This is a genomic window from Mycobacterium sp. GA-1199, assembly GCF_001500045.1.
GTDB lineage: Bacteria > Actinomycetota > Actinomycetes > Mycobacteriales > Mycobacteriaceae > Mycobacterium.
Map to the genome: position 1 here is coordinate 475493 of NZ_LQIX01000001.1, position 12782 is coordinate 488274.

The 12782-nt window shown below is 67.5% G+C and carries 13 protein-coding genes; 10 read left to right on the forward strand and 3 right to left on the reverse strand.

The annotated features are described in order from the left end of the window. Positions 1 to 112: 112 nt before the first annotated feature. The 5 genes from AU198_RS02300 (at position 113) to ahcY (ending at position 4064) form a co-directional block, all read left to right on the forward strand. Positions 113 to 1327, forward strand: a complete 1215-nt coding sequence (locus tag AU198_RS02300) for an alkane 1-monooxygenase (RefSeq protein WP_156431453.1) — start codon at positions 113 to 115, stop codon at positions 1325 to 1327. Further along, positions 1324 to 1485: a rubredoxin gene (locus AU198_RS02305; protein WP_064345821.1), complete on the forward strand. Its 162-nt coding sequence runs from the start codon at positions 1324 to 1326 to the stop codon at positions 1483 to 1485. The genes AU198_RS02300 and AU198_RS02305 overlap by 4 nt, the downstream gene beginning before the upstream one ends. A gap of 18 nt (positions 1486 to 1503) precedes the next feature. Continuing rightward, positions 1504 to 1689, forward strand: coding sequence for a rubredoxin (locus AU198_RS02310; protein WP_064345822.1), 186 nt, complete (start codon positions 1504 to 1506; stop codon positions 1687 to 1689). A 119-nt stretch (positions 1690 to 1808) separates the two neighbouring features. Then, positions 1809 to 2459 carry a TetR/AcrR family transcriptional regulator gene (locus tag AU198_RS02315; RefSeq protein ID WP_064345823.1) on the forward strand — a complete coding sequence of 217 codons (651 nt, stop codon included), beginning with the start codon at positions 1809 to 1811 and terminating at the stop codon, positions 2457 to 2459. A gap of 147 nt (positions 2460 to 2606) precedes the next feature. Continuing rightward, complete coding sequence (gene ahcY, locus AU198_RS02320; protein ID WP_064346021.1) at positions 2607 to 4064, forward strand: adenosylhomocysteinase; 1458 nt, start codon at positions 2607 to 2609, stop codon at positions 4062 to 4064. A gap of 87 nt (positions 4065 to 4151) precedes the next feature. Here ahcY and AU198_RS02325 read toward each other — a convergent pair whose 3' ends face one another. Both AU198_RS02325 and AU198_RS02330 read right to left on the reverse strand, forming a co-directional pair. Then, entirely contained in the window at positions 4152 to 4496 is a 345-nt protein-coding gene (locus AU198_RS02325; protein ID WP_064345824.1) for a heme-binding protein, read from the reverse strand. Between the two features lie 117 nt (positions 4497 to 4613). Continuing rightward, on the reverse strand, positions 4614 to 5300 hold the full coding sequence (locus AU198_RS02330) for a DUF899 domain-containing protein (protein ID WP_064345825.1): 687 nt from the start codon (positions 5298 to 5300) through the stop codon (positions 4614 to 4616). A gap of 145 nt (positions 5301 to 5445) precedes the next feature. Between AU198_RS02330 and AU198_RS02335 the strand changes: the two genes are divergently transcribed. From AU198_RS02335 to AU198_RS02350, 4 genes are read left to right on the forward strand one after another with little or no spacing between them, the layout of a single operon-like run. Beyond that, positions 5446 to 6414, forward strand: a complete 969-nt coding sequence (locus AU198_RS02335; protein WP_064345826.1) for a ring-cleaving dioxygenase — start codon at positions 5446 to 5448, stop codon at positions 6412 to 6414. After that, on the forward strand, positions 6411 to 7298 hold the full coding sequence (locus AU198_RS02340) for an LLM class flavin-dependent oxidoreductase (protein ID WP_064345827.1): 888 nt from the start codon (positions 6411 to 6413) through the stop codon (positions 7296 to 7298). Before AU198_RS02335 ends, AU198_RS02340 begins: the two co-directional genes overlap by 4 nt. A gap of 22 nt (positions 7299 to 7320) precedes the next feature. Continuing rightward, complete coding sequence (locus tag AU198_RS02345; RefSeq protein ID WP_502689253.1) at positions 7321 to 8637, forward strand: lipase family protein; 1317 nt, start codon at positions 7321 to 7323, stop codon at positions 8635 to 8637. Between the two features lie 27 nt (positions 8638 to 8664). Further along, a complete protein-coding gene (locus AU198_RS02350) occupies positions 8665 to 9963 on the forward strand; it encodes an amidohydrolase (protein ID WP_353612076.1) in 1299 nt (432 codons plus the stop codon). Between the two features lie 25 nt (positions 9964 to 9988). On the opposite strand, the gene AU198_RS02355 is transcribed toward AU198_RS02350, so the two are convergent. Beyond that, positions 9989 to 11335: a lactate racemase domain-containing protein gene (locus AU198_RS02355; protein ID WP_064345828.1), complete on the reverse strand. Its 1347-nt coding sequence runs from the start codon at positions 11333 to 11335 to the stop codon at positions 9989 to 9991. 87 nt (positions 11336 to 11422) lie between these two features. Here AU198_RS02355 and AU198_RS02360 point away from each other — a divergent pair, with 87 nt between their 5' ends. Further along, positions 11423 to 12775: a mannitol dehydrogenase family protein gene (locus AU198_RS02360; RefSeq protein WP_064345829.1), complete on the forward strand. Its 1353-nt coding sequence runs from the start codon at positions 11423 to 11425 to the stop codon at positions 12773 to 12775. The last annotated feature ends 7 nt before the right edge of the window (positions 12776 to 12782 follow it).

Here is a 12782-nt window from a genome sequence, read left to right on the forward strand (position 1 = left end):
CGGTCGAGCCCGCAGTTGATTTACAAACTACGGCTTTATGTCTAGACAACCGACAAATCCAGCCTTATAGTCAACTGCGGACGTGATGGCACTCACATCAGGAGGCTTGGCAATGGCCATGCAGACGCAGGAACCGAACATCGCCCAGTGGCGCGACAGAAAGCGCTACCTCTGGCTGATGGGCCTGATCGCCCCGACCGCGCTGTTCGTGATGCTGCCGCTGGTGTGGGCGTTCAACCAGTGGGGTTGGCATGCCGCCGCGCAGGTGCCGTTCTGGATCGGGCCGATCCTGCTCTACATCCTGCTGCCGGCGCTGGACCTGCGGTTCGGGCCGGACGGGCAGAATCCGCCCGAGGAGATGATGGAGCGGTTGGAGAACGACAAGTACTACCGCTACTGCACCTACGCATACATCCCGTTCCAGTACGCCAGCGTGATCCTCGGCGCCTACCTGTTCACCGCGTCGGACCTGAGTTGGCTCGGCTTCGACGGCGGACTGGGCTGGCCCGCCAAGATCGGCCTGGCGCTGTCGGTCGGCCTGCTGGGCGGGGTGGGCATCAACACCGCCCACGAAATGGGGCACAAGAAGGACTCGCTCGAGCGGTGGCTCGCCAAGATCACGCTGGCGCAGACCTGCTACGGCCACTTCTACATCGAGCACAACCGCGGGCACCACGTCCGGGTCGCAACGCCCGAGGACCCGGCATCGGCCCGTTTCGGGGAGACGTTCTGGGAGTTCCTGCCGCGCAGCGTGTTCGGGTCGCTGAAGTCGGCGTGGGAGCTGGAGGCCAAGCGGCTCGAGCGGGCGGGAAAGACCAAGTGGCACTGGTCCAACGACGTGCTCAACGCGTGGGCGATGTCGGTGGTGTTCTACGGCGTGCTGATCGCGGTGTTCGGCTGGGCGTTGATCCCCTACATCGTCATCTCGGCGGTGTTCGGCTTCACGCTGCTCGAGACCGTCAACTATCTCGAGCACTACGGCCTGCTGCGGGGCAAACTCGAATCCGGTCGCTACGAGCGGTGCGCGCCGGTGCACAGCTGGAACTCCGACCACATCGTGACCAACCTGTTCCTGTACCACCTGCAGCGCCACAGCGACCACCACGCCAACCCGACCCGGCGCTACCAGACGCTGCGCAGCATGGAGGGTGCGCCGAACCTGCCCAGCGGTTACGCGTCGATGATCGCGCTGACGTACTTTCCGCCGCTGTGGCGCAAGGTGATGGACCACCGGGTGCTCGACCACTACGACGGTGACATCACCCGGGTGAACGTGCACCCCCGCGTGCGCGACAAGGTGTTGGCCCGCCACGGGGTGCACGCATGACCGCCTTTCGCTGCCCGGGCTGTGACTACGTCTACGACGAAGCCAAAGGCGCTCCGCGGGAAGGCTTTCCGCCCGGCACAGCCTGGAGCGAGATTCCGGACGACTGGTGCTGCCCCGACTGCGCGGTGCGCGAGAAGGTCGACTTCGAGACCGTCTGAGTGAGAAAGGAACTACCGATGAGCGAGCCGTACAAACTGTTCGTCTGCGTGCAGTGCGGATTCGAATACGACGAGGAGAAGGGCTGGCCGGAGGACGGTATCGCCCCCGGCACGCGCTGGGACGAGATTCCCGACGACTGGAGTTGCCCGGACTGCGGCGCGGCCAAGTCCGACTTCGAGATGGTCGAGGTCGCCCGTCCGTGACGACGCGCTGGGCGAGCGAAGCGACGGGAAAGAAAGACGTTGTGGGCGAGCGAAGCGACGGGAAAGAAAGACGTTGTGGGCGAGCGAAGCGACGGGAAAGAAAGACTAAGGTCGCGCGTGTGAACAGCCCGCGCCGGACCGCGCAGCGGATCCCGTACGCCGAAGCGTCGAGGGTGCTGCTGCGCGATTCCATCCTGGACGGGATGCGCGAACTCCTGCTCACCCGTGACTGGTCGGCGATCACCCTCGCCGACGTCGCCAAGGCGGCAGGCATCAGCCGCCAGACCATCTACAACGAGTTCGGCTCGCGCCTGGGACTGGCGCAGGCGTACGCCATGCGCCTGGCCGACCGGCTCGTCGACCAAATCGACGACGCCATCGAGGGCAACGTCGGCGATGTCTTCGCCGCGTTCCACCAGGGCTTCCGCGACTTCTTCACCGAGTCCGCGGCCGACCCGCTGGTCATCTCGTTGCTGACGGGCGAGGCCAAACCCGACCTACTGCAGCTCATCACCACCGACAGCGGGCCGATCATCATCCACTGCAGCCGGCGGCTGACCCAGACGTTCGTCGACAGCTGGGTGAAGGCCAGCGAAGAGGATGCCGGAGTGCTGGCCAGGGCCATCGTCCGGCTTGCGATGAGCTACGTCTCCATGCCGCCCGAAGCCGACCCGGCCGCATCACCCGCTCGCGGCCACGACGTGGCGCGTGACCTGGCCCGATTGATGACGCCCTTCGCCGAACGCTACGGTGTTATCGATATTCCTTAGCTGTCAGAGCGCCACGGCTGGTTCCACCGCACAAGCGCCTGTCCCGCGAGCCCGCAGGCTATGGATGTCTACTCAGATGTCGCCGTGCGCACATCTGTGCGCTCATAGGCAATGCTCATAGACAAGACGAACGAAAAGGGGCTCTACATGACTGAGCTGAAGGCCGACTCCCGTAACGGGATCGACTACAAGGTCGCCGACCTGTCTCTGGCCGACTTCGGCCGCAAGGAGATCCGCCTGGCCGAGCACGAGATGCCCGGTTTGATGGCGCTGCGCGAGGAGTACCACGACGTTCAGCCGCTCAAAGGTGCGCGGATCTCGGGCTCGCTGCACATGACCGTGCAGACGGCGGTGCTGATCGAGACGCTGACGGCGCTGGGTGCTGAAGTTCGATGGGCTTCCTGCAATATCTTCTCCACTCAGGATCACGCCGCCGCTGCCGTCGTCGTCGGCCCGCACGGCACCCCGGAGGAGCCGAAGGGCACCCCGGTGTTCGCGTGGAAGGGCGAGACGCTCGAGGAGTACTGGTGGGCCGCCGAGCAGATGCTCACCTGGGAAGGCGAGCCGGCGAACATGATTCTCGACGACGGCGGCGACGCCACGATGATGGTGCTGCGCGGCGCGCAATACGAGAAGCAGGGCGTGGTCCCGCCCGCCGAGGACGACGATCCGGCGGAGTGGAAGGTCTTCCTCGGTGTGCTGCGCCAGCGCTTCGACACCGACAAGACGAAGTGGACGAAGATCGCCGAATCGGTCAAGGGTGTCACCGAGGAGACGACGACCGGCGTGCTGCGTCTCTATCAGTTCGAGGCCGTCGGTGAACTGCCGTTCCCGGCGATCAACGTCAACGACTCGGTCACCAAGAGCAAGTTCGACAACAAGTACGGCACCCGGCACTCGCTGATCGACGGCATCAACCGCGGCACGGACGTGCTGATCGGCGGCAAGAAGGTACTGATCTGCGGTTACGGCGACGTCGGCAAGGGCTGCGCGGAGTCGCTGGCCGGCCAGGGCGCGCGCGTGGCCGTCACCGAGATCGACCCGATCAACGCGCTGCAGGCGCTGATGGACGGGTTCGACGTGGTGACCGTCGAGGACGGGATCGGCCAGGCAGACATCGTCATCACGGCCACGGGCAACAAGGACATCATCACGCTCGAGCACATGCGCGCGATGAAGGACCAGGCCATCCTGGGCAACATCGGCCACTTCGACAACGAGATCGACATCGCCGCCCTGGAGCGCTCGGGGGCCAAGAAGCTCAACATCAAGCCGCAGGTCGACCAGTGGATCTTCGACGACGGCAAGTCGATCGTGGTGCTCTCCGAGGGCCGGCTGCTCAACCTGGGCAACGCGACGGGACACCCGTCGTTCGTGATGAGCAACAGCTTTTCCAACCAGGTCATCGCCCAGATCGAGCTGTGGACGAAAAACGACGAGTACGACAACGCGGTGTACCGGTTGGCCAAGCACCTCGACGAGAAGGTCGCGCGCATCCACGTCGAGGCACTCGGCGGCCAGTTGACCAAGCTCACCAAGGAGCAGGCCGAATACATCGGAGTCGACGTCGAGGGCCCGTACAAGCCCGAGCACTACCGCTACTGATCGTCACCCGGAGGTCCCCGGCACATCCGCGTGCCGGGGACTTTTCGTTGCCGCATGTATCGGTCACGGCGGGGTTTCCTGCAGGGTTCAGGGTGTCGGGTCCAAGCCTCCGCAGTGGTTCTTCAGATCCATGAGCGGCTGCCGGATACTCGCCATCTCGGCGCTCTCCTGCGGATGGCCGGCCATGTATCCCTTCACCTGCTCGGCCACCCCCTCACGCGACATGCCTCGCAGCGTGCTCATGAAGCCGTTGAGATCGGGGTGGGTGAACAAATAGGCCGACGTTGACGCGTCGACCCCGGCGCGGACGCCTTCGAGGTCGGCGCTGGTGCAGTTCGCCGGTTCGGCGCTGGCCAACGGGGACAAGCCGAGCAGTGCGGCCCCGGCGACGACGGCCAACGAAAGCGGGTATGCCCTACGGGTTCCGGACATCGGACGGACTCCTTCGGTCAGGGTGCGAGTGCCAGTGTGGAACCGGGCGACCGTTGATGCTCTGCGTCCCAAGCAGGTTCACAGGAGCCGCCCAGAAACCCGCAAGCGGCGCGGGCCCTACTCCGGATACTCGTCGCGCTTGCGCGGCCAGTCGGAGAAGTCCTCGCCGCGGCCCTTGGGCGCCCGGTCCAACAGCTGCCACGTGGCGTTCAGCGCTTCGGTGCCGCGGTCGTACGTCGAGTAGGTGTGGTAGACGACGCCGTCTTCCAACGCGAAACAGCTCAGCGCCATCAGCTCCATGACGTCGAGCATGCTGCCGCTGCCCGACCCGAAGTCGCGGCGCGGCGTCGGAACGTGCATGTAGCCGAAGAAGTCGGCGTCGAAATCGCTGTCCGCGGAGGACACCCATTCCACCTCCCAGCCCATCCGCTGCTTGTAGGCGAGCAGAACCGGTAGCGGCGAACGCGACGAAAGAATGAACGTGACGTCGCGCCGCGCCAGGTGCGGAACCGCGCCGACCAGGTTGTCGGTCTCGAAGGTGCAGCCCGGACACCCTTCCGGCGTCTTCGGCCCGTGCATGAAGTGCCGCACGATCAGCTGTGATCGGCCGTCGAACAGTTCGGCGAGCGTGCGACGTCCCGCGGTGGTGTCGAACTCGTAGAGTTTGTCGACCCGCACCCACGGCAGTGCCTGCCGCTCCTTTGCCAGCTCGGCGGCTCTGCGGGTGAGCTCCTTCTCGTTGGCCAACTGTCGCTCGTAGGCCGCTCGCCACTGGTCACGCGTCCCGACCGCATGAGTCGTCATTCCCAACTTCCTCCTCGTCACGTGAGCATTCGGCTAGGCAGACTCGCGCCGGCGCGTGAACTCATCGCTCGACCCGCCGGGGCGTACTCGTTGGCGCGGTGGGTATTCATTGCCGTGAGAGCCCAATGCTGCCCCGGGAGAGACCATGACGACCAGACCCGAATCATCGGCGGGTCTGCACCACGTCACGGCGATCGCCGCGGACCCGCAGCGCAACGTCGACTTCTACCGCGAGGTGCTGGGCCTGCGGCTGGTGAAGAAGACGGTCAACTTCGACGCCCCCGACGGCTACCACCTGTACTTCGGCGACGAGTTCGGCCGACCCGGAACGCTGATCACCTTCTTTCCATGGCCCGGCCTCCCGCCCGGGCGCCGCGGCACCGGGCAGGCCACCACCGTGTCGCTGTCGGTGCCGCAGGCGTCGCTGGGCTGGTGGGGGGACCGGCTGACGGCCTTGGATGTCGCGGTCGGTGAGCCGGGCACCCGCAACGGGGAGGACGCCATGACCGTGCGCGACCCCGACGGGTTATGCCTAAAACTTGCCGCCCACCCCGAAGCCGCCGACGAACCGGTGTGGGAACAGGGGCCGGTCGCTGCCGAGCACGCGATCCGCGGGCTGCACTCGGTCACGCTGACCGAGGCCGGTTTCGAGAGCACCGCCGAACTGCTCACCGACACAATGGGATTCCGCTATGTCGACGAGTCGGGCAACCGGTTCCGGTTCCGCACCGGCGACGGCGGCGCGAGCTCGCGGCTCGATGTGGTGTGCTCCCCGGAGGCGCCACGAGGCCTCGTCGCCGCCGGCACCGTGCACCACATCGCCTGGCGGGTCCCCGACGGCACCGACCAGCAGCGCTGGCGCGAACTCCTGCTGGGCAACGGGCTCAACGTCACACCGATCCTGGACCGCAACTACTTCCAGTCCATCTACTTTCGCGAACCCGGCGGAGTGCTGTTCGAAATGGCCACCGACACTCCGGGATTCACCGTCGACGAACCGCTGATGGAACTGGGTCGGGCGCTGAAGCTGCCGCCGTGGCTGGAGCCGGACCGGGCCGCGATCGAGGCCGCACTGCCGCAACTGCGCGACCCGGACATGCGGGTCATGCCATGACCGACTACGGACACGACCTGATCTTCGGCACTTTCGTCACGCCGAACAACAGCCCCGCCCGTCAGGCCGTCGACCAGGCCGTCGTTGCCGAGCGGGCCGGCCTGGACCTGATCACCTACCAGGACCACCCGTACGTGGCGAGGTTTCACGACACCTGGACGTTGCTGTCCTACGTCGCCGCGCAAACCGAACGAATCCGGCTGAGCGCCAACGTGATCAACCTGCCGCTGCGCCCGCCGGCGGTGCTGGCCCGTTCGGTGGCCAGCCTCGATCTGCTCACCGTTGGTCGAGTCGAGCTGGGCCTGGGTGCGGGCGCGTTCTGGGACGGGGTGGCCGCGATGGGTCGACCGCGCCGCGGCGCGGGGGAGTCGGTGGCGGCGCTGGAGGAGGCCATCGCGATCATCCGCGGCATGTGGGACGTCGACGCCACCGGTGTGCTGACCGTTGACGGAGCGCATTACCGCGTGCGCGGCGCCAAACGCGGACCCGCACCGGCGCACGACGTCGGCATCTGGCTGGGCGCCTACCGGCCGCGGATGCTGCGGCTGATCGGCCGCGAAGCCGACGGGTGGCTGCCCTCGCTGCAGTATCTCCCCGGGGGCGTCGCCGACCTCGCGGCGCTGAACCGCCACATCGACGACGCGGCGGCGGCCGCCGGACGCGAACCGCGCGCGATCCGCCGGCTGCTCAACATCGGCGGCAGCTTTTCCGGATCGGGCTTTTTGCAGGGGCCTCCGCGGCAGTGGGCCGAGGAGCTCACCGACGTCGCGCTGGCCTTCGGCGTCAGCGGCTTCGTACTGGCCTCCGACGACACCGCCACCACCGAACGCTACGCCGCGGAGGTCGCCCCGGCGGTACGGCAGCTAGTTGCCGCCGAGCGGTAGTGGTTCTTGTTAGGGTCGGCGCGTGGGTCGCGGCGTGCGCGGGTTGGTCATCGCGTTCGTACTCGCATTGGTGTGGGGAACCGCGGTGCCCGCGGCGGCCGACGACCCGACGATCGACGATCACCACCCCTATTTCAACGAGGACGAATACCAGGCGTTCTATACGCCTCCTGATCCGTTGCCGCCTGGCAAGCCCGGCGATCTGGTGCGCACGGAGCCGTCGCGCCTAGTGCTCGAACCGTCCGGCGAACTCGGCATGATCATGGCCGACGGCACGCGAATCATGTACCGCAGCAATGATGCTCGGGGGAACCCGAACGTCGTCACCGGTACCTACTTCGAACCGCACGCGCCGTGGCCGTTCGGCGGGCCGCGGCCACTGATCGTCTACGGCCCAGGCACGCAGGGCCAGGGCGATCAGTGCGCGCCGTCACGGCAGTTCAATCAGGGCATCCACTGGTCACCGTACCTCGACCTCGCGTTCAACTACGAGGAGTTGTTCGTCGCGACGATGGTCGCGCGCGGCTTCGCGATCGTCATGACCGACTACGAGGGTCTTGGCACCCCGGGGCTGCACACGTACGCGAACCGGGTGTCGCAGGGCCACGCGATGCTCGACGCGGCGCGGGCCGCCAAGAACCTGCCCGGCACCTCGCTGGAGCCGGACGGTCCGCTGGCGTTCTGGGGCTACTCGCAGGGCGGTGGCGCCGCGGCGTCCGCAGCGGAGATGGCCGAGTCGTACGCGCCCGAACTCGACATCGTCGGCGCCTACGCCGGGGCGCCGCCGGCCGATCTCAAGGCGCTGTTCCCGTTCATCGACGGCAGCATGCTGATCGGAGCGGTCGGCTATGCGCTGAACGGCGTGATGGCGGCCTACCCCGAACACGAGGCGGCGATCCGGGCGACGCTGACACCGCGCGGGGCCGACATGCTGTTCAAGGTGCAGGACCAGTGCGTCGCCGAGACGCTGACGAAGTTCATGTTCCGGCACCTTCAGCCCTACTTCAATCAGGACATCTTCGAACTCGTCGAGCAGGAGCCGTTCAAGTCGCTGTTCGACGAGCAGAAGCTGGGCCGCACGAAACCCAATGCGCCCGTACTCATCAACGCCAACCGATACGACCCGCTGGTGCCTTGGGCGCCAGCGATGCAAATGGGTCGCGACTGGTGCGCCCAGGGCGCAGACGTCGAGGCGCGCACCAACGAGCAGCCGCCGTTCCTCAACAAGGCGATGGTCAACCACGGCCTGCCCATGCTGGTCGACGGCGAACCCGCCATGCAGTGGATCGCCGACCGGTTCAAGGGTGTGCCCACGGCGTCGAACTGCGGGCGGTTCTGACGCGGGACGCGGAGTCGCTCCGGGCAAATGGTTAAGGCGTCTGCGATCGGCTACTCGCAACCCCATGAACCCACCCCGCCCCGCACTGCGGTCGAAGCGGCCGGACCCTCGGTGGACCCGTCGATGAGCCCGGCGAAGCTCGGCGACGCGATGGCAGGAATCGACGAGGTTCAGCCGTGGCAGGAGGAGTTCTACAAGGACCTCCACCGCCACCCCGACGTGTGGGGCGAAGAAGCGCGCACCGCGGGCAAGGTGACCGACAAGCTCCGGGAGGTCGGTGTCGAGGAGATCCTGCAGATCGGCGGCGGGGTTGTCGGCGTCATCCGCAACCGCGAAGGCCGCAGTGTTCTCTTCCGCGCGGACATGGATGCCCTCCCGGTGACGGAGGCGACCGGCTTGGAGTACGCCTCCACGGAACCGGGAAAGATGCATGCCTGCGGCCACGACGCCCATGTGGCATCCGCACTGGGTGCCGCCGCGCTGCTGGCGAGGAACAAGAGCGAATGGTCAGGTACCTATCTGGCGTTGTTCCAACCCGGCGAAGAGACCGGGAAAGGCGCGCAGGCGATGGTCGACGACGGGCTTGTCGACAAGCTCGCCGACGTCAAACCCGACGTGTGCTTGGGCCAGCACGTCCTGACGGCGCCCGAAGCCGGCCATGTCGCCACCCGGAGCGGCGCGGTGCTGTCTGCCGGAGACAGCCTCAAGGTGACCGTCTTCGGGCAGGGCTCGCACGGCTCGATGCCGCATTTGGGTGTCGACCCCGCGGTGCTGGCCTCGGCCATCGTCATGCGGCTGCAGGGCATCGTCTCCCGAGAGATCGCGCCCGGTGACTTCGGTGTGGTCACCGTCGGGTCGGTTCGGGTCGGTGACTCCCCGAACGTCATCGCCGACCGGGCCGAGCTCCTGCTCAATGTGCGCACCTACGACCCAGCGGTGCGGGACACGATCCTGGGTGCCATCGACAGGATCGTGCGAGCGGAGTGCGAAGCCTCGGGCTCACCGAAGGAGCCCACCTTCGAGACGATCGCCACTTTCCCGCGCACCGTGAACGACCCACAGGTGACAGACGCCGTGACGCAGGCCTTCACCCAGGCCTTCGGGGCCGAGAGGGTGCACGAACTGGAGCCGGCTACCGCATCTGAGGACTTCAGCCGTATCCCCGATGCCTTCGGGGTGCCCTACACCTACTGGAGCAACGGCGGGTTCCTGCCGGGCCAGCACGTCGTGGCGAACCACAACCCGGAGTTCGCACCCGCGATCCAGCCGACGCTACGCACCGGCACCGAAGCCGCGATCGCCGCAACGCTGGCGTATCTCGGCTGAGCCACGAGGCCGACGTAGCCGACGGTCAACGCAGCCGGAAGAGCATCTCTCCCGCGCGCGGCACCACCAACGTGTCGGCGTCCTCGGCGTAGGCCTGCGGATTAACCGAGTCCGGATCCAGATAGCCCAGATTCGCGGCGCGACAGACATTTTCGGGGATTCGCGTGGCGAGGGTGACCTGCACGCGCAGCCGCTCCTCGCCGGTCTCGGCGTCATAGCTGCCCGCACCGCGAAGGTGCGTCGAGTGGGCCAGCACGCCCCAGGGCACCGCCGCGAAGCGGTCCCACTGTTTGACGAAGTAATCGCGGCAGTGGTAGCCGATCTCGTAGATCTCGGGGTGGGAGGCGGACAGCTCCGTGACATGCGGGGCGTAGAGGATCACCTCGCCGCCGTCGGCGACCACCGGCTCGACCTTGTAGAAGCCCTTGGCTGCGGTCCAGATGTCGTCATACATCTGCGGGACGATCGAGAACACCCGTCGGACGGGCGCATCGAGGTAAGTGACGTGGGTGGCCGCACACACCTCGGCCGCCGACGCCCAGGACGCCACGGTGTCGCCGAACGACAGCGAATGCAGGCCGCTGGTCTGTACCGGTGATCGCACGGCGCTGCCCACGGCGCTGTCGGTCGCGCCGTCGGCGGTCTCGGCGGTGACCGCGCACAGTGCCAGCTTCTCGCTGGGGATCAATGCCGCCCCGTCATCGATCAGCGCGCGCACCGGGGTGATGCCCGTCGTGCCGATGATTTCGGCCGAGGTGATCAGGGCGCCCAGCCAGTGCGAGACATCGATGATCTTCTGGCCGCCGACACCCGGGAAGAAATACTTGTTGCCGCCGGAGATGCCGACCACCTCGTGCGGCAGGACCGGCCCGAGCACCAGAGCGACGTCGTGGTCGACGACGGCCCGGTTGAGCAGCACCGGCACGTCGAGGTTCATCCGACCCTCGGACAGCTCCGCGATGCGCGATGCGGGAATGGTGCCGAGGTCGACGAAGCTCTCCGGCTTCCACCACTCATGGTTGATCACCGTGGTGCCCGGATAGTTCTCCGCCAGTCGGCCGGCCGGGTATCCGAGGTGTTCGGCGAGCGCCTCCTCGCTCATCTTGGCGTGCGTGCCCAACGCGATCAGGACCGTCAGCCGGCTCACCCGTCCGTACAACGCACCGTGCACCGCACGCAGCAGCAGCGGCAGCGGACACGTGCGGGTCGCGTCGGGGACGAGGACACAGACACTGCGCCCGTCGAAGGCGTGCGCACCGAGTTGCTCGTGGACGAACTGGGTGACCTCGTCCTCGGTGAGCACGGTGGTCGCGCCGCCGATCCGCGCTGCGGTCGCGGCCAACCCGGGCGGAACCTCACCGATCAGCGTCATGACTCGATCCTGTGGCCCGCGCGACGCGTTGGCAAGGAGGTGTTGGCAAGTTGGCACTGTGGTGCACACCCGACGCACAATCGACGGATGACCGACGTCGGGCAGCTCGGAACGAAGCGCGACGGCGACCTCCCGGTGCGGCCGGTGCGCATCGCTCACCTGGGAACCGGCAACTTCTTCCGAGCGCACCAGGCCTGGTACACCGAGCACGCCGGTGACGGCGCGGACTGGGGGATCGCGGCGTTCGCCGGCCGATCCGGTGCCACCGCACGTCACCTGGCCGCACAGGACGGGCTCTACACACTGCTGGTCCGCGGCGCCGATGGCGACCGGCCGGAGATCATCTCCTCGCTCACCAGCGTGTCCGCGGACCTCGACGACTGGCGTCGCTGTTTCGCGCTCCCGGAGTTGGCGCTGGCGACGCTGACCGTCACCGAGGCCGGCTACCGGCGCGCAGGAGATGGTGGCCTGGACCGCGCCGACGCGGAGGTCGCCGCGGATATCGCCGCGTTGCGCGGCCACGGCTCGGCCGCCGAGGTGGTCACCGCGCCCGGCAAGTTCGTCCTCGGCTTCGCGGTGCGGCGCGGTCTCGGTCTGCCCGGACTGGCGCTCATACCGTGCGACAACGTCCCGGACAACGGGGCGATGGCCGCGCGGGTCATCGCGGAACTGGCCGAGGCCGTGGACCCGGGTCTTGCCGAATGGATCGCTGCGCAAATCGCTTATGTCTCCACCGTCGTCGACCGGATCACGCCGCGCGCCACCGACGAGGACCGTGCGGCGGCGCACGACCCGGCCGCGGTGGTCACCGAGCCGTATGCCGAATGGGTGTTGTGTGGCGAGTTTCCGCGGGGGCGGCCCCGTTGGGAGGCGGCAGGAGCCCGCGTCGTCGACGACATCGCGCCATGGGAGGCGCGAAAACTGTGGCTGCTCAACGGGTCTCATTCGCTGATGGCTTACGCCGCGACGTTGCGCGGTCATCACACCGTGGACGAGGCGGTGTCGGATCCGGTGGTGCTCGGCTGGGTGGAGCAGTGGTGGGACGACGCCGCACGGCAGTTGCCGCTGCCCGATGCGGAGATCGCCGCCTACCGCGACGCGCTGCGGGAGCGCTACGCGAACCCACGCATCCGCCACCGGCTGAGCCAGATCGCCGCCGACGGCTCACAAAAGCTGCCGATCCGGGTGCTGCCCATCGTGCGGGCCGAACTCGCCGCAGGCCGGGTACCGGTCGGCGCGGCGCGCATCCTGGCGGCGTGGGTGTGCCACCTGCGCGGTCAGGGCGCTCCCGTGGACGACGTCGCGGCCGAGGAGTTCACCGCGCTTGCCGCCGGAGCCGGGATCGACGACGCCGTGGACCGCGTGCTGGCCCGCCTCGGCGTCGGCGACGAGCGGTTGCGTGACGCCGTCGCGACCCTCGCACGTGAGTTGAGCCTCTAGGATTTTG

Coding starts and splice junctions, on each gene's coding strand:
- AU198_RS02355 (WP_064345828.1), bottom strand. CDS start 11,335: ATGACGCTGATCGGTGAGGTTCCGCCCGGGTTGGCCGCGACCGCAGCG.
- ahcY (WP_064346021.1), top strand. CDS start 2,607: ATGACTGAGCTGAAGGCCGACTCCCGTAACGGGATCGACTACAAGGTC.
- AU198_RS02350 (WP_353612076.1), top strand. CDS start 8,665: ATGGTTAAGGCGTCTGCGATCGGCTACTCGCAACCCCATGAACCCACC.
- AU198_RS02310 (WP_064345822.1), top strand. CDS start 1,504: ATGAGCGAGCCGTACAAACTGTTCGTCTGCGTGCAGTGCGGATTCGAA.
- AU198_RS02325 (WP_064345824.1), bottom strand. CDS start 4,496: ATGTCCGGAACCCGTAGGGCATACCCGCTTTCGTTGGCCGTCGTCGCC.
- AU198_RS02335 (WP_064345826.1), top strand. CDS start 5,446: ATGACGACCAGACCCGAATCATCGGCGGGTCTGCACCACGTCACGGCG.
- AU198_RS02305 (WP_064345821.1), top strand. CDS start 1,324: ATGACCGCCTTTCGCTGCCCGGGCTGTGACTACGTCTACGACGAAGCC.
- AU198_RS02340 (WP_064345827.1), top strand. CDS start 6,411: ATGACCGACTACGGACACGACCTGATCTTCGGCACTTTCGTCACGCCG.
- AU198_RS02330 (WP_064345825.1), bottom strand. CDS start 5,300: ATGACGACTCATGCGGTCGGGACGCGTGACCAGTGGCGAGCGGCCTAC.
- AU198_RS02360 (WP_064345829.1), top strand. CDS start 11,423: ATGACCGACGTCGGGCAGCTCGGAACGAAGCGCGACGGCGACCTCCCG.
- AU198_RS02300 (WP_156431453.1), top strand. CDS start 113: ATGGCCATGCAGACGCAGGAACCGAACATCGCCCAGTGGCGCGACAGA.